The sequence below is a fragment of the Mangrovicella endophytica genome, assembly GCF_002893625.1.
In the GTDB taxonomy this organism is placed as follows: Bacteria; Pseudomonadota; Alphaproteobacteria; order Rhizobiales; family Rhizobiaceae; genus Mangrovicella; species Mangrovicella endophytica.
On record NZ_PKMZ01000001.1, the window covers coordinates 339,941 to 357,506 of the forward strand.

The following is a 17,566-nucleotide window of genomic DNA, read 5'->3' on the forward strand; positions in this document are numbered from 1 at the left end:
GCCAATGGCGGCAACGGCCGGCGACTTCAGGCCGGCTGCGGTACGCGCGCGACCGGACGCTCGGCGATCGGCAGGTGCAGCAGCGCCGCCGCGATGCCGAGGACGACGCCGAGCCACCAGACGGGATCGTAGGAGCCCATCGTTTCGTAGAGATATCCGCCGAGCCAGACGCCGAGGAACGAGCCGATCTGGTGCGACAGGAAGACGAGGCCGCCGAGAAGGCCGAGATGGCGCGTTCCGAACATGACCGCGACCAGCGCGTTGGTCGGCGGCACGGTGGATAGCCAGAGGAGCCCCATCACGGCGGAAAAGATCACGATCGTCGCGGGCGAAGCCGGAACGAGCATGAAGATCGTCACCACGATCGAGCGGCCGAGATAGATCAGGGCGAGGAAGTAGGGCTTGGAATAGCGCTGGCCGATCGCGCCGGCACCGAGCGAGCCGATGATGTTGAAGAAGCCGATCAGCGCCAGCGCCGCCACGGCCCAGACCGGCGCGATGCCGAGATCGGCGATATAGGCGGGGAAGTGCGCGGTGATGAAGGCGACCTGGAAACCGCAGACGAAGAAGCCCGAGGTCAGGAGCACGTAGCCGCGGGTCGCAAGAGCCTCGCGGATGGCATCCCCGACGCTCTGCCGGATCTCCGCCCGCATGGCGGCCTCGGCATTCCTCTGGCCGCGCAGAAACAGCGCCAGCAGCGGGATCGCGAGCATCATCAGCGACAGGATCATGAGCGAGTCGGACCAGCCGAAGCGGGCGATCAACCCTTGGCTCAGCGGCGCGAACAGGAACATGCCGGCCGAGCCCGCCGCAGTGCCGAGCCCGAAGACGAAGGAGCGCTGCTCCGCCGGAACGTGCCGCGCGAAGGCCGCGAGCACGATGCCGAAGGAGCCGGCGGCAACGGCAAGGCCAACAAGGACGCCGGCGCCGATGGTGAGCCAGAGAGGCGAGGGTGCGACCGCCGTCAGGGCGAGGCCGACGGCATAGAGAAGGCCGCTGATGACAAGGACGCGCGCCGTGCCGAAGCGATCGGCAATGGCACCGAAGACCGGCTGCCCGACGCCCCAGAAGAGGTTCTGGACGGCGATGGCGAGCGCGAACTCCTCGCGGCTCCAGCCGCGGTCGGCCAGCATCGGCAGCTGGAAGAAGCCGATCGCGGAGCGCGGCCCGAAGGTCATCATCGCGATGACGCAGCCGGACAGGATCATGGTCCAGGGTATCGAATGCCGTGCAGTCGCAGTCATGTGGGGGATCCCTGCGTGTCAGCTTCGTCTATACGCCGTGCTCGGCGGGGGAGGAACCGCGCCGCGCTGATGGGTTGATGACAAGTTTGAATGGATGCGGCGCGCAGACATCCAGCACACACGCCAGCCGCAGCATGAGCGACGATGGGCTGTCGACGGTGCACCGCGGACGGTCTGCTTGGGCGGCGCGGCAGCCCGGCCGCGATGACGTCGCTGAATCTCGGTTGAACGAGAGTGGTTGCGCTGCATGCGAGTCGCACGACCCTGCAGGTTTGTCCCCGCATGGCGAAGATCGCTCCACTGCGCACGACCTGGAGGAGGCATCGCTGTGGCTGACGAACCGCTCAAGGGGCCGGCGTCCTATTTCCCCTCGATCGAGAAGACGTACGGCAAGCCTATCGCCGAGTGGCAGGCGCTGGTACGCCGGCATCTCCCAGCCAAGCACATGGAACTGGTGGCCATGCTGAAGAACGAGCATGGCATGGGGCACGGCCACGCGAACGCGGTGGTGGCGCACACGCTGGCGGCCGACAAAGGCTAGCCGGATTCGTTAGACCAGCGTACGCGCCCAGGCGGAGCCGCCTCTCATATGACAATGTGATGACGGCTACCGACTTGCGCCAGGCAACGCATCGGCATATCTGTGCGGACGAGCGGACGGATGGTCCGCATTTCTTCGGCCCCTGTTTTGCTCATTTTGAGCATAAGTATGGGGAGGGAGGGTGAAGATGAGTGAAGTGTCCGCCACAGCCGCCGCGCTGCCGATCTCCAATCCGGCCGGCACCCGGGCCGTCACGGGCGATGTCGCCCCCCGCCCGGTACCGACCGCTTGCGAGCGCTACGGCATCCTGCCGTCGCCAACGCTTGTCTATGACGAAGCCGTGGCGCGAGAGACCGATCATCTCTACGAGCGCGTCTCGCGCCACATCCCGCGCATCGAGTGGCCGGTCTACGCGCCCTATATCGCGGCCATCAACCGGCTGAAGCGCGAGCGCAACGCCGTGATCCTGGCGCACAACTACCAGACGCCGGAGATCTTCCACTGCGTTGCCGACATCGTCGGCGACTCGCTGCAGCTCGCCCGCGAGGCGACGAAGGTCGATGCCGAGGTCATCGTCCAGTGCGGCGTGCACTTCATGGCGGAGACGTCCAAGCTCCTGAACCCCGACAAGACCGTGCTGATCCCAGACGCCAAGGCCGGCTGCTCGCTCGCCGAATCGATTACCGGCGCGGATGTGCGCCTGCTGCGCCAGCGCTATCCGGGCGTGCCGATCGTCACTTATGTCAACACCTCGGCCGAGGTGAAGGCGGAGTCGGACATCTGCTGCACCTCGTCCAACGCGGTGCAGATCGTCGAGAGCCTCGGCGTCGACACCGTGCTGATGATCCCGGACGAGTATCTCGCCCAGAACGTCGCCAAGCAGACCAAGGTCAAGGTGCTGACCTGGAAGGGCCATTGCGAGGTGCATGAGCGCTTCACGGCGGCCGAGCTTCAGGCCTATCGCGACGCCGACCCCGAGATCCAGATCATCGCCCATCCGGAATGCCCGCCGGAGGTGGTCGCCATCGCCGACTACACCGGCTCGACCAAAGGCATGATCGACTACGCCGTGGGCCGCAAGCCCGGCGCCAAGGTGCTCCTCGTCACGGAATGCTCGATGGCATCCAACATCGAGGCCGAAGCGCCGGGCGTGCAGTTCATCAAGCCCTGCAATCTCTGCCCGCACATGAAGCGCATCACGCTGCCGAAGATCCTCGACAGCCTGCTGACCATGCGTGAGGAGGTCACCGTCGACCCCGCGCTCGCCGCAAGAGCGCGCGAGGCGGTCGAGCGGATGATCAACCTGCGCAACTGACCGGCAGCGGAGAGGGCAGCCATGGCCAAGGAGCCTCGCGGAGGCGCCGCTGCGGCGGCGTCGAGCGATGACATCGTCATCATCGGCGGGGGTCTCGCCGGCCTCTTCTGCGCGCTGAAGCTCAGCCCGCGGCCGGTGACCGTGCTCGCCGCAGCGCCGATCGGCCACGGGGCCTCCTCGGCCTGGGCGCAGGGCGGCATCGCCGCCGCCATGGCCGAGGGCGACACCTTCGAGAAGCATCTCGCCGATACGCTCGCCGCCGGGGCCGGTATCGTCGACGAGGAGATCACGCGCGGCGTCGTCTCCGAGGCGCCGGCCCGCATCCACGACCTCTTGTCCTTCGGCGTGCCGTTCGACCGGGACCTCGAAGGCCATCTGCAGCTCTCCCGTGAGGCCGCGCATTCGGAGCGGCGCATCGTGCGCGTGCGCGGCGACATGGCCGGCAAGGCGATCATGGAGGCGCTGATCGCCGTCGTCCGCCGCACCCCGTCGATCCATGTCGTCGAGAATGCCGTCGCCGAGGAGATCGTCACCGCCGACGGCGCAGTCTCGGGCGTGCGCATCCGCGCCGAGGCTGGGCGGGCGGCACGCCAGCTCTTCGTGCCGGCCAAGGCCGTCGTGCTGGCCTCCGGCGGCATCGGCCATCTCTATGCCGTCACCACCAACCCGGCAGAGGCGCGGGGCGGCGGGCTCGGCATGGCTGCCCGCGCCGGCGCGGTGATCGCAGATCCGGAATTCGTCCAGTTCCACCCGACGGCGATCGATGTTGGCCGCGATCCGGCGCCACTCGCCACTGAGGCGCTGCGCGGCGACGGCTCGATCCTCGTCAATCGCGCCGGTCACCGCTTCATGCTGGACATCCATCCCGACGGCGAGCTGGCGCCGCGCGACATCGTCGCCCGCGGCATCTTCGCGGAGGTGGTGGCCGGCCGTGGCGCCTTCCTCGATACGCGGATCGCGATCGGCGCTGCGTTCCCGGAGCGCTTTCCGACCGTTTACGGCTATTGCGTCGAGGCCGGCATCGATCCCGTGACCCACCCGATCCCGGTCGTGCCGGCGGTGCACTATCACATGGGCGGCGTCCTCACCGACGCGAAGGGCCGCACCTCGCTGGCGGGGCTCTGGGCCTGTGGCGAGGTTGCCTCGACCGGCGTCCACGGCGCCAATCGCCTCGCATCGAACTCGCTGCTGGAAGCTGTGGTCTTCGCCGCCCGCATTGCCGAAGATCTCGCCGGCCGCTTCCCCGATAAGGCCGGGGGCGCGGCCGTGCCGGTCGAGGAGGCGGGCGCCGTCGAGGATGCGGCGCCGGATAGCGCCGCCATGCGCAAGCTGCGGGCGCTGATGAGCCACGATGTCGGCGTCGTGCGTAATGCGGATGGGCTCGCCCATGCCGTGCGCGAGATCGAGACGATGACGCGGCGCAACAGGTCGCTCGCCTTCCGCAACCAGCTCGCCGCCGCGCAGCTGATCGCGGTCGCCGCCCTGAAGCGCGAGGAGAGCCGCGGCGGCCACTACCGGTCCGACTTCCCCGATCCCGTCGACGCCTGGCAGCATCGCACCACCATCACGCTGACCGAAGCGGAGGCTGCGGCCGGCGCCGTCGCGGGGCAGGAGGCGGCATGAGCACGCTTCAGCCCTTTCTGCCGCAGCTGCCGCGCCCGCTGGTCGAGGAGGCGGTGCGCGCTGCTCTCATCGAAGATCTCGGCCGCGCCGGCGACGTCACGACCTATGCGACCATTCCGGCCGGTGCGACGGCGCGCGCCGTCCTCGCCGCACGGGACCCCGGCATTCTCTGCGGCCTGCCGCTGGCGCTGTCGGCCTTCCGCCAGATGGATGACCGCGTCCTGGTGCGTCCGCTCATCGAGGATGGAGCGCAGCTCACCGCCGGCGCCGTCATCGCCGAGATCGAGGGCCCCGCGGCGGCGATCCTGTCGGCCGAGCGCGTCGCGCTGAACTACCTGATGCATCTGTCCGGCATCGCCACGGAGACCGCCCGCTACGCCGAGCGCATCGTCCATACCAGGGCGCGGGTCACCTGCACGCGTAAGACGGTGCCGGGCCTCCGGGCTCTGGCGAAATACGCCGTACGCTGCGGCGGCGGCGCCAATCACCGCTTCGGGCTCGACGATGCCATCCTGATCAAGGACAATCACATTGCCGTCGCCGGCGGTGTCGCCAAGGCGGTCCGCGCCGCCCGCGCCTATGCCGGCCACCTCGTCGCGGTGGAGGTCGAGGTCGATACGCTGGAGCAGCTGGACGAGGCGCTGGCGGAGCGGCCGGATGCCGTGCTGCTCGACAATATGAATCTCGAGCAGCTCGAGCGCGGCGTCGCAGCCGTCGCGGGCCGGGCGAAGGTCGAGGCCTCCGGCAACGTCCGCCTCGATACGATTGCCTGGATCGCGGAGACCGGCGTCGACTACATCTCGACGTCGAAGATCACCATGGCGGCCCCGACGCTCGACCTCGGCCTCGACATCCGCATCGGCTGACGCTCGGCGACAGCAGCGGCCCGCAGCTCAGGCGCGGCCAATCCGGATGCCCGGCGACGGGCGCTCGCTCAACACCTCCTTGCGGAAGCGGAACAGCGCCGCCGGACGCCCGCCGGTTCGGGCGCTGCTGCCGCCGGTCGCCTCCACAAGGGCGGTGTTCTCGACGAAGCGGCGGAAGTTCTGGGTGTGGAGATGCCGCCCGGCGATCGCCTCCACCACGCGCTGCAGCTCGCTCAAGGTGAAGGTCGCCGGCATCAGCTCGAAGATCACCGGGCGATATTTCAGCTTCGAACGCAGCCGGGCGATCGCCGTCGCGAGGATGCGGCGGTGGTCGAACTGCATCGAGCGGCCGAGCGGCAGCTCCGAACGGACGGCGGGCAGCCGGCCGTCGCGCACCGCCTCCTCGATCAGCCCGGCCTCGTAGAGCAGCTCGTAGCGCTCCAGCACCCGCTCCTCGTCCCAGGGCAGGCCGCTGGCACCGAAGGCAAGCCGCAGTCGTTCGGTCCGTGCTGCCGACGATCCGGTGCCGGCGGCCCAATCGCCGAGCTTCGGAAGGATGGTTGCGTCGATCATCTCCGGCTTGCCCGCGCGCCAGTCTTCCCAGGGGAAGTAGCGGTAGAAGGACTGCCAGGCGGCGTCTGTGGTTTCGCGCGGCTCGCCGTCGCTGTCTTCGATGCGTGTCAGCGCCAGATATCCGACCGAGACGATATGCGCCTCTTCATCGCCCGGCGCTGCGAGCCGGCCGCGGTCGCCGAAGGTGTAGAGCTGCTCGACATACCCAAGGGCGTGGCTGGTCTGCTCGCCCACAAGCGAGCGCAGGCCGCTTTCGAAGGTGCGGTGGAGCAGCGGATCGAAGGCGCCGAAGGGCAGGCCCTCGGCGCCGTCGGCAACGCCATCCTCCGCCGGCGTCACGAGAACGAGCGGCGTACCATCTGCGACGGCAACGATGGCCGCGTTCAGCCCGACCTCGACGGTGCGTGGCGCCAAGGAACCTGAAGGCGCGGGCCCCTTGATGCTCACAGCTCGAGCGGCAGCACGAAGGGCGTGCCGGCAAAGGCGTCTGCGCCGCGACCAATCGAACGGATCGCCTGCACCATGCGGCCGCCCCGCTCCAGCCGCGCATCGGCGAGCGCGACAAGCCGCGGATTGGGTGTCGCCGACGGCGCGCGGCGGCGCAACTCGTCCGCCAGCTCCATCTCGTCGAGCGCGGGGTTGATCGCGATGGCCAGGATATAGGCGGCCGCCGTCGAGCGGCTGATGCCGGCCCAGCAGTGGATCGCCAGCGGCTTCCGCCGGTCCCAGCGCCGGCCAAAGTCGAGCAACTGGTCGAGATGATCCTCGCCGGGCGGCGTGAGGCCTTCCACCGGCTCGGCAATGTCGTTGAAGCCGAGGAAGAGATGCCGCGTCGCCTCGATCGTCTCCGGCCGCGCCACCGGCGTCTCGGCATTGATCAGCGTCACGAGGTCGAGGGCGCCATGCTCGGCGACGGTGGCGGGGAGGGCGGAGAGGGGGCAGACGACGAGGTAGGACATCGGTGTTCTCAGGATACGGCGCGCTGCGGGCGCGGCTGGCTGCCATGCAGCAGCTGGTCGAGCTCGGCGAAGCGTGCGAGGTAGTCGGGTCCGACCACCGTCGGCGGCACCGGAACGAAGGCGCCGAGGTCGACCGCGGCATCCGTCGGCGCGCCGAAATAGGTCACCGCCTCCGCCTTGGAGAAGCCGGCCAGCAGCGTCGCCTCGTGGAAGGCCGAGAGACGGTCGGCGCTCTTGATCAGCTTCTCCACCGCCGCGGGCAGTTCGGCCGGAAGGCCGAAGCGCAGATGGATCGCCGTCTGCAAGCGCTTCTCCACCGCCTTGTAGTCGCCGCCCATCACGCCCTTGAACGGCGAGATCATGTCGCCGATCACGTATTCCGGGCCGTCATGCAGCAGAGCCGCCAGCCGCCAGCGCGGATCGGGCTCCACGTTTGCGACGATCGCCTCCACCACCAGGCTGTGCTGGGCGACGCTGAAGGCGTGGTCGCCGCGCGTCTGGCCGTTCCACCGGGCAACCCGCGCCAGGCCATGCGCGATGTCCTCGATCTCGATATCGAGCGGCGAAGGATCGAGCAGGTCGAGCCGACGGCCGGACAGCATGCGCTGCCAGGCCCGCACCGGGCGCTGGCGCAGCCGGCTCATGCGCCCTCCGCCGGAGCGGCCTCGGCATCGCCGGGCATGGGCAGCGTATAGCCCGCCCAGGGCGGCACCGTGACGGTGAGCGGCACGCCGTCGGCACTCAGCGTCGCGTCTCCGGCAAGCGCATCCGCGACTCGGTCGATCCGGACGAGTCCGATGCCCTCCGTGCCGGACGCCGTCAGCACCGTGCCGATCACCTTCGATCCAGCCTCGATATTGGCGCCGGGCGTCAGATGCCGCTCCGCCTCGATCAGCATCAGGCGACGTCGCGCCGTACCGCGATGCTGCATGCGCGACACCACCTCCTGGCCGACATAGCAGCCCTTGGCGAAGGAGACGCCGCCATTCTGGTCGAGCAGCACGTCGTGCGGGAAGACGTCTGAGGCCGGAAAGTCGCGTTCTGCCTCGGCGACACCGGTCTGGACGCGCAGCCGCACGAAGGCGGTTGGCTCAGCCTCGGTCATCCCCGCCGGCGGCATACCGTAGAGGCGGTAGACGGGCTGGTCGGCGAAGCGCATGTCGCGCAAAGCGCCTTGCGGCGCGGTCTCCTCGTCGAAGATGGCGACGACGCCGACGTCCTCGGGCTCGATCGCGATCTTGGTGCGCAGCCGGTACAGCGTCAGACGCTTGATGAGATCGCCGCGCGCGCCGGCGGCGCAGTCGACCCGGACGCCGTCGTCGATGCGGCTGAGCAGGAAGTCGAACAGAATCTTGCCCTGCGGTGTCAGCAGCGCCGAAGGGCGTGCTTCGCCTGTTTGGAGGCGCGAAACGTCACTGGTGACGAGGTTCTGCAGAAAGCCTTCCGCTGCCTCGCCGCGGAGGGCGATCGTGGCGCGGTCGGTCAGGGGGGCAAAGGGCATGGCAATCTCGCTTCGCGCGAGATCCTTTGTTAGACCCGCGCGTAAACCAGTACCTAAGCTGCCACCCCCGCAGCGACAAGCAAGGACATCCCATGCCGACGACCTACGACCGCGTTCTCAAGAACGGCATCGTCGTCAATCAGGACGGCATTGGTGCCCGCGACGTCGGCATCCGCGACGGCGTCATCGCTGGCATCGGCACGATCGATGCGGCGAGCGCCGGCGAGGTCGTCGACTGCAGCGGCCTCCACATCCTGCCGGGCGTCATCGACAGCCAGGTGCATTTCCGCGAACCGGGTGCCGAGCACAAGGAGGATCTGGAGACCGGATCGCGCGCCGCCGTCCTCGGCGGCGTCACCTGCGTCTTCGAGATGCCGAATACCAGCCCGCTGACGACGAGCGAGGCGGCGCTCGCCGACAAGGTCGCGCGCGGCCGGCACCGGATGCACTGCGACTTCGCCTTCTGGGTCGGCGGCACGCGTGAGAATGCCGCCGATGTCGCGGAACTGGAGCGGCTGCCGGGCGCGGCCGGCATCAAGGTCTTCATGGGCTCCTCCACCGGTTCGCTGCTGGTCGAGGACGACGAGGGCGTACGGGAGATCCTGAAGCGCACCCGGCGGCGCGCGGCCTTCCATTCCGAGGACGAGTTCCGGCTGCGCGAGCGCCTCGGCTTCAGGGCCGAGAACGATCCGTCCTCGCACCCGGTCTGGCGCGACGAGGTCGCCGCGCTGCAATGCACGGAGCGCCTGGTCGCCATTGCCGAGGCGACGGGCGCGCAGATCCACGTCCTCCACATCTCGACGGCCGAGGAGATCGCCTTCCTTGCCGCTCACAAGCGCAACGCCACCTGCGAGGCGACACCACACCATCTGACGATGAGCGCGGATGATTATGCCCGCCTCGGGACGCTCCTGCAGATGAACCCGCCGGTGCGCGACGCGCGTCACCGCGAGGGCATCTGGCAGGGCATCGGCCAGGGCATCGTCGACGTCCTCGGCTCCGACCATGCGCCGCATACGCTGGAGGAGAAGGCCAAGCCCTATCCGCAGTCACCGTCGGGCATGACCGGCGTGCAGACCCTGGTGCCCATCATGCTCGACCATGTCGCCAAGGGGCGGCTGTCGCTGCAGCGCTTCGTCGACCTCACCTCGGCCGGCCCGCAGCGCATCTTCGGCCTCGCCGGCAAGGGCCGCATCGCGGTCGGCTACGATGCCGACCTCACGGTCGTCGACCTGAAGCGCAGCCGCACCATCGAGAATGGCTGGATCGGCTCGCGTTCGCAGTGGACGCCCTATGACGGTGTCACCGTCATCGGCTGGCCGGCGGGGACCATCGTGCGCGGCCGCAAGGTCATGTGGGAAGGCGAGATCGTCGAGGCGTCCGTCGGCGAGCCCGCGAAATTCGTCGCAGCCTTGCCGACGGTCTGATCGGACCAATCTCCTTGCAGCCGCAGCGAAGGGTTCCGCGGCTGCAAAGGAGGACGCCATGCCTGACATCAACCCCGTCGTCGATCCGGCATCCCTCGATCTCGATCACTGGCGGCAGGGCACGCTCTACGAGGCGCGCGACAGCTCCTTCGCCAAGCGGCTGGGGCTGACGGACCTCGGGATCCGCTACGTGGAGGTGCCGCCCGGCAAGTCTGCCTGTCCGTTCCACAACCACCATGTCGAGGACGAGCTGTTCATCATCCTGGAGGGCGAGGGGACGTATCGCTACGGCAACGAACGCCATGCCGTGAAGGCTGGCGACATCCTGGGTGCACCGGCCGGAGGACCGGAAACCGCGCACAACCTCATCAACACGGGAACTGCGCCACTGCGCTATCTCGCCGTGTCCTCCGTCGGCGTCGCCGACATTTGCCAATATCCGGATTCCGGCAAGATCCTGGTGTCGTCGAGTCCGCGGCGGACGATGCCCGACGGGTTCGAGCTCATGCATCGCCATACGCCCGGCGTCCCATACTGGACCGACGAGCCGGGGGCCGGCGAGGAGAAGAGTGACGGCAGCGAGGGCTGAGCCAGGCCGGGAAGCCCTAGCGAGCGATCAGTCGCCGGCGACGAAGAACTGCAGCTTGCCGTCGGGCGAGATGCCGACCCGATAGAAGTTGTAGGCGCCGAAGGTCTTCATCTCTTCGTAGTCGCCGGCGGTCACCAGCTCGAACAGCTCGACCATCTGCGGCTTGGTCAGCTTGGTCATCGCCACGCGCGTGAAATACGGCCAGACGAAGATCTCCTCGTCACTGCCGGGATCGTTCTGGACGTGCCCGGCCTGCAGGATTTCGAGCAGGATCGCGAGGATCTCGACGCCTTCGCCGTCCCCGGACGCCGATTTCAGGAAGGTGATGGGATCCTCGACCGAGTCGCCGAATGAGAGGACGGTGCCGTCCTGACCGGGCTCGATGAACGGGCGCAGCTTCTCGATGTCGCCGGACTTGGCGATCTCGATCAGCTTGGCGCGCAGCGTCTTGACCGCCTCGGGCAGACCGTCGTCCGCATAACGGATGTCGACGGGCGCTGCCGCAGCCGCCGCGTCCTCCTCGTTCGGCGAGCCGTCCTCGCCCTCGTCGGTGGTCGAGTCGTCGGGGACGTCCGGCGTCTCCGCGCCGGTTGGCGGTGTGGCGCTCTCCTCGGCGCCTGCCGGTGCGCCAGCAGCCGGTACGGCCGGGGTGCCAGCGCCGTTCGAGCCTGATGGGGCGGGCGCAAGAGGCTGTGCTGTGGACGGAGTTGCGTCTGTCGCGGGTGCAGCCTGGCCGGTCGGCGTCGTGCCAGTGGCCGGCGAGCCCGGTGCCGGCGCTGCGGGAGCGCCTTGGCCGGTCGTCGCCGGTGCATTGCCGGACTGGCTGCGCTCGTCCGGCGACTTGGCACCACCGGCATCCGGCGCCTCGTCGACGCTGTCGCTTTCCTGCCCCGGCAGTGGAGGCAGCGGCACCGACAGGATGCCGTCGCGGGCCGGCGGAGCCGCGCCATTGCTGTTCTCGAAGCGCGAGAACCCGGCGGCCGGCTGTGCTACGGCGGCCGTGAGGCTGATCAGTGCAACGAGCGCCGTCGCGTGCGGCCACCGGCGCGAGACCATGGCTAATCCTTTTATGTCGGGTGCGGCGTCTCCCCCCGAAGGCGGCCGCAGAAAGCTACTGCAGGTTCCGGTCGAGGCGGAACTCGCCGAATTCGATGCGCTGACGCAGCGCGTCCAGCATGGTCAGGACCTCATCCTCGCCGTGCAGGCGCACGAGCTCGGTCAAGGCCGTGGAGATGGCGGTCTCGGCAAGGATCTCGGCTTCGATGCCGTCGGAGATGCCGTCCGCCCAAGCCTCGTTGTGATACTCGAAAGCGACCTGCTTCTTTTCGGCAGCGATCATCTCTTCGAGGTCGGCGTTCTGCATATCGATCATCCCGATTTCCTCAAATCGAGCCTTGCGGCTTCACGTCCTGTTAAGGTCCCTAGCACGATCCGCTTCGGCGCTGTCCGGCGCTTTGTGCGGAGCGTTAAGACGAGGTTAATTCCCGTATCTTGCGCTGATCTCGCGTGACAGCGTCGCGCCTTCCGAAAGGTAACGGTCGACGGCAACGCGGGCGGCCGGCGTGCAGCGCCGGTAGGTCGATTCGAAGGCACGGTAACCATCGTTGAAGCTGGCGATGAGGCGACGCTTGTCGACCTCGTTGAAGGGCTGTGCCGCCAGGAGCTCGCCCATCTTTGTCCGGTAGGTCTCGGCATTCGTGTCGCCGCAGAGGCGCCGCAGGAAATGCACGGATCCGAGGATCGACGACAGCCGGCCGAGCGGCTTCATGAACGGCGCGTTCGATGGCTGCACGGGCGCCTGCACCGCTGCCGGTGCGGGCTCAGTCGGCTCCTGCGCCCGCGCGCTCGCCGACGCAAGGCTGGTGTAGACCGCGGCGACAAGCAGCGGCGGCAACACGGCAGCACGGATCAGGCGAGAGGACATGTTCAAGCTTTCGCGTTCCGTTAACGGATTTGCAAGCTGTGCCGGCACTGGCGATCGCATTGCATCAAGGGGTGCGTCTGTACCGCAACAATCCGGCGCTGCTCGGCGTCCTGATCAGCGCTGGTATGCCGCAAGGCCGGCGGCCGCGATATCAGCCAAGCCGTCGGTGAGACGTCCCTCTGCCTCCAGTGCCGGCAGGTCGGTCAACGGCACGAAGAGGACCCGGGCCGCGTCGTCACCTGCGGCCGGAATTGCAGCATCACCGATGCTGCTGCGCAAAACATGCACGGCGATGACGGCGTGGACGCCGGCCCCCGCGTCGATCGCCTCATGCATCTGGAGGAAGCTGAGGTCGCCGACCGTCAGCCCGGTCTCCTCGCGCACTTCCCGTGCCGCCGCCTCGGACAGCCTTTCGCCGAATTCGACGCGACCGCCCGGCAGGCTGAGGAGACCGGCGAAAGGGGGCTTTGCCCGCTCCACCAGGAGAATCGCCCCGCCACGGAAGAGGCACGTCGAGACGCCGAGGATGATGGAGGGCTTCGTCATGCTGCGGTCCTCGTTGCCGCGCCGGCGCCGGCGCTTGACAGTCTTGCCAAGCGCCGCTCCAACGGGCGCATGTGCGGTCGTTTCACTCTGATAAGCCCGGCGTCGAAGATCGGCGAGCTTCTATCGCTTGCCGAGATCGGCGCCTTTCCGCCGCGCTACAACATCGCTCCGACGCAGCCGATCCTCGTCGCGATGGCCGATGGCGAGCGGCACGGCGGCAACGAATCGGGTCGCCGTGCCCTGCTGGCGCGCTGGGGCCTCATCCCGGCCTGGGCAAAGGATCCGCGCGAGCTGCCGCTCCTGTTCAATGCCCGTTCGGAGACCGCTGCCGAAAAGGCGGCCTTCCGCGGTGCCATGCGCTATCGCCGCTGCCTCGTTCCCGCAGACGGCTTTTATGAATGGCAGGTGCAGGGCAAGCGTCGCCAGCCCTTCCTGCTGCGGCCGAGATCGCGGGAGCCGTTCTGCTTTGCCGGCCTGATGGAGACCTATCTCGCCGCCGACGGCAGCGAGATCGACACCGCGGCAATCCTCACCACGGCCGCCAACGAGACGCTCCTGCCGATCCATCAGCGCATGCCGGTGGTGGTGCCGCAGGGCGCCTATCAGCGCTGGCTCGACTGCCGGGGATACGCACCCGCTGAGGTGGCCGACCTGATGGCGAGCGCACCAGAGGACTTCTTCGAGGCGATCCCGATCTCCGACAAGGTCAACAGCGTCGCCAATGTCAGCCCGGATCTGCAGGATCCGGTGCCGCTGGCGCCGCAGGCGGCCAATACCGCCCCGGCACCGTCGCAGCTCGACCTGTTCTGATGCCGCGGACACGTTGAACGATGCCGCCTCGTGATCCTCCGCAGCTAGGGGCATAAACGTGAGCGATGCGTATTTGCGCGGCTTTGCGCTCGGGCTCAGCCTGATCGTTGCCATCGGCGCCCAGAATGCCTTCGTGCTGGAGAAGGGGCTGGCCCGCACGCATGTGCTGCCGCTGGTGCTGATCTGCGCCGTGTCGGACGCGCTGCTGATCGCTGCCGGCGTCGGCGGCCTTGGCCGGATGATCTCCGCCCATCCGGGCCTCATCCGCTGGGTCACGATCGCCGGGGCGTTCTTCCTGTTCGCCTATGCGATCATGGCAGCGCGACGGGCATTTGCGCCAAGCGCCATGGCAACGCGGGAAAGCCGGCAGACGCCGCTGACGGCGACGGTCGCGACAGCGCTGGCGCTGACCTTCCTCAACCCGCACGTCTACCTGGACACGGTGGTTCTGCTCGGCAGCCTGTCGGCCCGATACACGGATCAGGCGGAGCGGGGCGCTTACGCCGTCGGCGCGGCCACCGCATCCTTCATGTGGTTCTTCGGCCTTGGCTACGGCGCCCGCTGGCTGGCGCCGCTCTTTGCCAGTCCGCTGGCATGGCGCATCCTCGATGCGCTTATCGCGGTCACCATGACGGTGCTCGCTGCCAGCCTCTTGCTGAGTCTAGACTAGCCGTTCAGTCGGCGTGAACCAGCCGCGCGTCGTCATTGGCCTGACGCGCCTTGAGCTTTTCCGTGCGGCAGGCTGAGCTTGCCGCCGCGATCGCGGCGATACCGATCTCGCCATAGTTGCGCTCGAGCTTGACCTCGGTCTCACGCTCGTTCTTCGATCGGAATTGCATGCTGTTGGTGTTCATGGCCTCTGCTCGCCGCTTGACTACGAGATCCGTTACGCCGCTCGATTGAGTCACTTTAGGGGCGGCTCCTAAGTCTTTGCCCGACACGAAGTTTGTAATCCTGTCATGTTCCGTCAGAGTGGCGATATGACAACAGCATGGCGGTCGAAGATGAGAAGGCCATTCCCGCGGATGCTGCGGCTGCGAGGCAAAGCCGGCAGTCCGTCGCTGCTCTTCGGCGCTGCAAATGAAAGACGGGCGGTTTTGCCGCCGGTCATGATGCGGTAAGCCGCTGCTGCGCCGCGCCGTCGCGGCCGCGATGGGACGCAGGAGAACGGATATGGACGACGGCTTCCGCGGTGTGACGCTCACCAATACGATGACGCGGCGCAAGGAGCGCTTCCTGCCGCTCGACTGGCGCGGTGGCGCGGCCGAGGCGGACCGGCAGGTGCGCATGTATGTCTGCGGCCCGACCGTCTACGACTTCGCCCATATCGGCAATGCGCGGCCGGTGATCGTCTTCGACGTTCTGTTCCGGCTGCTGCGCCACCTCTATGGCGCCGACCGCGTCACCTATGTCCGCAACATCACGGACGTCGACGACAAGATCAACGCACGCGCGGCGCGCGATCATCCGGGCCTGCCGCTGAACGAGGCGATCGCCCGCGTCACCGAAGGAACGGCGGCGCAATTTCACCGGGACGTTGCGGCGCTCGGCGCTCTCGAGCCGACGGTTGAGCCGCGGGCCACGGCCTTCGTGACCTCACGCGGCGACGGCAAGCCGGATATGGTTGCGATGATCGGAACGCTGATCCAGCGCGGCCATGCCTATGTTGCGGCTGGCGAGGTGCTGTTCGACGTCACCTCCATGCCGGACTACGGCGCGCTGTCGCACCGCCGCCTCGACGAGCAGCAGGCTGGCGCGCGCGTCGCGGTCGAGGCGCACAAGCGCAACGCCGCCGACTTCGTGCTCTGGAAGCTGTCCGATGCGGACGAGCCGGGCTGGGACTCGCCCTGGGGCCGTGGCCGTCCCGGCTGGCACATCGAATGCTCGGTGATGAGCGCGGCCTATCTCGGCAACACCTTCGACATCCATGGCGGCGGGCTCGACCTGATCTTCCCCCACCACGAGAACGAGATCGCCCAGTCGCGCTGCGCCCATGGCACGGCATCGATGGCGGAGGTCTGGATGCATAACGGCTTCGTCCAGGTCGAAGGCCGCAAGATGTCGAAGTCGGAGGGCAACTTCGTCACCATCCACGACCTTCTGGAGACGGAAGCCTTCGGGGGCCGGCGCTGGCCGGGGGAGGTGCTGCGCCTCGCCATGCTGATGACGCACTATCGCGAGCCGATCGACTTCTCGATCCGCCGGCTGGAGGAGGCGGAGCGCACGCTGACCCGGTGGGCGGGCGAGCTGACCGGCGAGGTCGCGCCCGCATCCATCCCCGAACCGGTGCTGAAGGCGGTGTCGGACGATCTGGCGACGCCGCTCGCCATCGCGGCGATCCATGCGGCGGACGGTGCGGCGGAGCGGGTTGCGGCGCTCAGCCTGCTCGGCATCGACCTCGTTGCCTATGCGGGGCGGATGACGGCTGCGGCAGAGGCGAAGGCGGACAGCGTCGACGTGGAGGCGCGCATCGCCGAGCGGCTGGAGCGCCTGCAGGCGCGCGACTTCGCCGCCGCCGACCGGATCCGGGCCGAGCTTCTGGAAGCGGGCATCCAGCTGAAGGACGGCAAGGACCCGGCGACGGGCGAGCGCGTGACCACCTGGGAGCTGAAGGCGTGAGCGAAGGGCTGCGCAAGCCCTATCCGCCGATCGAACCCTACCGCACCGGCCGCCTCGACGTCGGGGATGGCCACGAACTCGCCTACGAGCTCTGCGGCAATCCGGAGGGCCGCACCGTCGTGTTCCTGCATGGCGGGCCGGGGAGCGGTTACAGCACCCACCACCGCCGCCTGTTCGATCCCGCGCGATACCGCATCTGCCTGTTCGACCAGCGCGGCTGCGGGCGCTCGACGCCGCTCGGGCTCCTGGAGGCGAACACCACCTGGCATCTCATCGCCGATCTGGAGCGTCTCCGCCAAGAGATCGGCGCCGAGACCTGGCTCCTTTTCGGCGGCTCCTGGGGTGCGACGCTGGCGCTCGCTTACGCTGAGACGCATCCGGAGCGCGTGTTAGCCATGGTGCTGCGCGGCGTCTTCTCCGGCCGCCGTTCGGAGCTGCGCTGGTTCTACGAGGAGGGCGCCGATCGCCTGTTCCCGGACGAGTGGGAGCGCTTTGCCGGCGCCATCCCGCACGCTGAGCGCGGTGATCTGATCGCTGCCTATCATCGCCGTCTCACCGATCCCGACCGCGCCGTGCGGGCGGCGGCGGCCTGGTCCTGGGCCGCCTGGGAGGCCGCGACGGTGATGATGCGCAGCGTCGCTCCATCGGCGCTCGCGACGGCGTCTGCGCCCTCGCATGTCGCCGACGGCACGATCGCCTTCGCCCGGATCGAGAACCACTATTTCATCCACGACCTCTGGCTGGAGGAGGGGCAGCTCATCCGCGACGCCGGCCGGCTCGCCGGCATTCCCGGCGTCATCGTGCAGGGCCGCTACGACGTCGTCACACCTGCGATCACCAGCTGGCAGCTGCATAAGGCATGGCCGGGATCGGAATACCGGATGGTGGAAGGCGCCGGCCATGCCTTCGCCGAACCCGGCATTCTCCATGCCCTCCTGGAGGCGACGGACCGCTTCGCCGACTGACGGACTGCTTGCGCGGCAAGCCGTTGCAGTCGTCGCGGCATCAGCGCGCCTGATCGCCGCTATA

The 17,566-nt window shown here is 68.3% G+C and carries 20 protein-coding genes; 10 read left to right on the top strand and 10 right to left on the bottom strand.

What is annotated here, in order from left to right:
- Positions 1-26 precede the first annotated feature (26 nt).
- Entirely contained in the window at positions 27-1,244 is a 1,218-nt protein-coding gene (locus tag C0R46_RS01555; RefSeq protein WP_102957822.1) for an MFS transporter, read from the bottom strand.
- 328 nt (positions 1,245-1,572) lie between these two features.
- On the opposite strand from C0R46_RS01555, the gene C0R46_RS01560 reads away from it, so the two are divergent.
- From C0R46_RS01560 to nadC, 4 genes are all read left to right on the top strand, one after another.
- The gene (locus C0R46_RS01560) at positions 1,573-1,785 is read left to right on the top strand and encodes a DUF4287 domain-containing protein (RefSeq protein WP_102957823.1); all 213 of its coding nucleotides are present in this window, start codon (positions 1,573-1,575) and stop codon (positions 1,783-1,785) included.
- Positions 1,786-1,981: 196 nt separating this feature from the next.
- On the top strand, positions 1,982-3,100 hold the full coding sequence (nadA, locus tag C0R46_RS01565) for a quinolinate synthase NadA (RefSeq protein ID WP_425349856.1): 1,119 nt from the start codon (positions 1,982-1,984) through the stop codon (positions 3,098-3,100).
- Positions 3,101-3,121: 21 nt separating this feature from the next.
- Entirely contained in the window at positions 3,122-4,723 is a 1,602-nt protein-coding gene (locus tag C0R46_RS01570) for an L-aspartate oxidase (protein WP_102957825.1), read from the top strand.
- Positions 4,720-5,589 (top strand): carboxylating nicotinate-nucleotide diphosphorylase, encoded by an 870-nt coding sequence (gene nadC / locus C0R46_RS01575; protein ID WP_102957826.1) that lies wholly within the window; start codon positions 4,720-4,722, stop codon positions 5,587-5,589. Before C0R46_RS01570 ends, nadC begins: the two co-directional genes overlap by 4 nt.
- Positions 5,590-5,616: 27 nt before the next feature.
- Here the strand turns inward: nadC and C0R46_RS01580 are convergent, their stop codons facing one another.
- The 4 genes from C0R46_RS01580 to ygfZ are packed head-to-tail and all read right to left on the bottom strand — an operon-like array spanning position 5,617 to position 8,622.
- A complete protein-coding gene (locus C0R46_RS01580; RefSeq protein WP_245413373.1) occupies positions 5,617-6,576 on the bottom strand; it encodes an NUDIX hydrolase in 960 nt (319 codons plus the stop codon).
- A gap of 29 nt (positions 6,577-6,605) precedes the next feature.
- A complete protein-coding gene (locus C0R46_RS01585) occupies positions 6,606-7,121 on the bottom strand; it encodes a tyrosine phosphatase family protein (protein WP_102957827.1) in 516 nt (171 codons plus the stop codon).
- Positions 7,122-7,129: 8 nt separating this feature from the next.
- Entirely contained in the window at positions 7,130-7,765 is a 636-nt protein-coding gene (locus C0R46_RS01590) for an HD domain-containing protein (RefSeq protein ID WP_102957828.1), read from the bottom strand.
- Positions 7,762-8,622 (bottom strand): CAF17-like 4Fe-4S cluster assembly/insertion protein YgfZ, encoded by an 861-nt coding sequence (ygfZ, locus tag C0R46_RS01595; protein ID WP_102957829.1) that lies wholly within the window; start codon positions 8,620-8,622, stop codon positions 7,762-7,764. Before ygfZ ends, C0R46_RS01590 begins: the two co-directional genes overlap by 4 nt.
- Positions 8,623-8,714: 92 nt before the next feature.
- Between ygfZ and C0R46_RS01600 the strand changes: the two genes are divergently transcribed.
- Entirely contained in the window at positions 8,715-10,049 is a 1,335-nt protein-coding gene (locus tag C0R46_RS01600; RefSeq protein ID WP_102957830.1) for a dihydroorotase, read from the top strand.
- A gap of 58 nt (positions 10,050-10,107) precedes the next feature.
- On the top strand, positions 10,108-10,638 hold the full coding sequence (locus C0R46_RS01605; RefSeq protein ID WP_102957831.1) for a cupin domain-containing protein: 531 nt from the start codon (positions 10,108-10,110) through the stop codon (positions 10,636-10,638).
- Positions 10,639-10,665: 27 nt separating this feature from the next.
- On the opposite strand, the gene C0R46_RS01610 is transcribed toward C0R46_RS01605, so the two are convergent.
- The 4 genes from C0R46_RS01610 to C0R46_RS01625 all read right to left on the bottom strand — a co-directional run bounded on the left by C0R46_RS01610 (position 10,666) and on the right by C0R46_RS01625 (position 13,108).
- Positions 10,666-11,694: a hypothetical protein gene (locus tag C0R46_RS01610; RefSeq protein WP_102957832.1), complete on the bottom strand. Its 1,029-nt coding sequence runs from the start codon at positions 11,692-11,694 to the stop codon at positions 10,666-10,668.
- Between the two features lie 55 nt (positions 11,695-11,749).
- A complete protein-coding gene (locus tag C0R46_RS01615; RefSeq protein WP_102957833.1) occupies positions 11,750-12,010 on the bottom strand; it encodes a hypothetical protein in 261 nt (86 codons plus the stop codon).
- Between the two features lie 105 nt (positions 12,011-12,115).
- Positions 12,116-12,562, bottom strand: a complete 447-nt coding sequence (locus C0R46_RS01620; protein WP_245413422.1) for a TIGR02301 family protein — start codon at positions 12,560-12,562, stop codon at positions 12,116-12,118.
- Between the two features lie 114 nt (positions 12,563-12,676).
- Positions 12,677-13,108, bottom strand: a complete 432-nt coding sequence (locus tag C0R46_RS01625) for an NUDIX hydrolase (RefSeq protein ID WP_102957834.1) — start codon at positions 13,106-13,108, stop codon at positions 12,677-12,679.
- Positions 13,109-13,177: 69 nt separating this feature from the next.
- Here C0R46_RS01625 and C0R46_RS01630 point away from each other — a divergent pair, with 69 nt between their 5' ends.
- Positions 13,178-13,918, top strand: coding sequence for an SOS response-associated peptidase (locus C0R46_RS01630; protein WP_102957835.1), 741 nt, complete (start codon positions 13,178-13,180; stop codon positions 13,916-13,918).
- A gap of 58 nt (positions 13,919-13,976) precedes the next feature.
- The gene (locus C0R46_RS01635) at positions 13,977-14,588 is read left to right on the top strand and encodes a LysE/ArgO family amino acid transporter (RefSeq protein WP_102957836.1); all 612 of its coding nucleotides are present in this window, start codon (positions 13,977-13,979) and stop codon (positions 14,586-14,588) included.
- A 4-nt stretch (positions 14,589-14,592) separates the two neighbouring features.
- Here the strand turns inward: C0R46_RS01635 and C0R46_RS01640 are convergent, their stop codons facing one another.
- Positions 14,593-14,859, bottom strand: coding sequence for a hypothetical protein (locus tag C0R46_RS01640; protein ID WP_157944520.1), 267 nt, complete (start codon positions 14,857-14,859; stop codon positions 14,593-14,595).
- Positions 14,860-15,091: 232 nt separating this feature from the next.
- Here C0R46_RS01640 and cysS point away from each other — a divergent pair, with 232 nt between their 5' ends.
- Together cysS and pip are read left to right on the top strand one after the other, a co-directional pair.
- Positions 15,092-16,537 carry a cysteine--tRNA ligase gene (gene cysS / locus C0R46_RS01645; RefSeq protein ID WP_102957838.1) on the top strand — a complete coding sequence of 482 codons (1,446 nt, stop codon included), beginning with the start codon at positions 15,092-15,094 and terminating at the stop codon, positions 16,535-16,537.
- Positions 16,534-17,502 (top strand): prolyl aminopeptidase, encoded by a 969-nt coding sequence (gene pip / locus C0R46_RS01650; protein WP_198598214.1) that lies wholly within the window; start codon positions 16,534-16,536, stop codon positions 17,500-17,502. Before cysS ends, pip begins: the two co-directional genes overlap by 4 nt.
- Positions 17,503-17,566 lie beyond the last annotated feature (64 nt).

What these genes read in the sequence shown, in the direction of transcription:
- C0R46_RS01615 (WP_102957833.1), bottom strand. Translation starts at nt 12,010, where the DNA reads ATGATCGATATGCAGAACGCCGACCTCGAAGAGATGATCGCTGCCGAA.
- C0R46_RS01625 (WP_102957834.1), bottom strand. Translation starts at nt 13,108, where the DNA reads ATGACGAAGCCCTCCATCATCCTCGGCGTCTCGACGTGCCTCTTCCGT.
- C0R46_RS01610 (WP_102957832.1), bottom strand. Translation starts at nt 11,694, where the DNA reads ATGGTCTCGCGCCGGTGGCCGCACGCGACGGCGCTCGTTGCACTGATC.
- cysS (WP_102957838.1), top strand. Translation starts at nt 15,092, where the DNA reads ATGGACGACGGCTTCCGCGGTGTGACGCTCACCAATACGATGACGCGG.
- C0R46_RS01605 (WP_102957831.1), top strand. Translation starts at nt 10,108, where the DNA reads ATGCCTGACATCAACCCCGTCGTCGATCCGGCATCCCTCGATCTCGAT.
- C0R46_RS01570 (WP_102957825.1), top strand. Translation starts at nt 3,122, where the DNA reads ATGGCCAAGGAGCCTCGCGGAGGCGCCGCTGCGGCGGCGTCGAGCGAT.
- C0R46_RS01630 (WP_102957835.1), top strand. Translation starts at nt 13,178, where the DNA reads ATGTGCGGTCGTTTCACTCTGATAAGCCCGGCGTCGAAGATCGGCGAG.
- C0R46_RS01600 (WP_102957830.1), top strand. Translation starts at nt 8,715, where the DNA reads ATGCCGACGACCTACGACCGCGTTCTCAAGAACGGCATCGTCGTCAAT.
- nadC (WP_102957826.1), top strand. Translation starts at nt 4,720, where the DNA reads ATGAGCACGCTTCAGCCCTTTCTGCCGCAGCTGCCGCGCCCGCTGGTC.
- ygfZ (WP_102957829.1), bottom strand. Translation starts at nt 8,622, where the DNA reads ATGCCCTTTGCCCCCCTGACCGACCGCGCCACGATCGCCCTCCGCGGC.
- C0R46_RS01590 (WP_102957828.1), bottom strand. Translation starts at nt 7,765, where the DNA reads ATGAGCCGGCTGCGCCAGCGCCCGGTGCGGGCCTGGCAGCGCATGCTG.
- C0R46_RS01585 (WP_102957827.1), bottom strand. Translation starts at nt 7,121, where the DNA reads ATGTCCTACCTCGTCGTCTGCCCCCTCTCCGCCCTCCCCGCCACCGTC.
- C0R46_RS01620 (WP_245413422.1), bottom strand. Translation starts at nt 12,562, where the DNA reads ATGTCCTCTCGCCTGATCCGTGCTGCCGTGTTGCCGCCGCTGCTTGTC.
- C0R46_RS01555 (WP_102957822.1), bottom strand. Translation starts at nt 1,244, where the DNA reads ATGACTGCGACTGCACGGCATTCGATACCCTGGACCATGATCCTGTCC.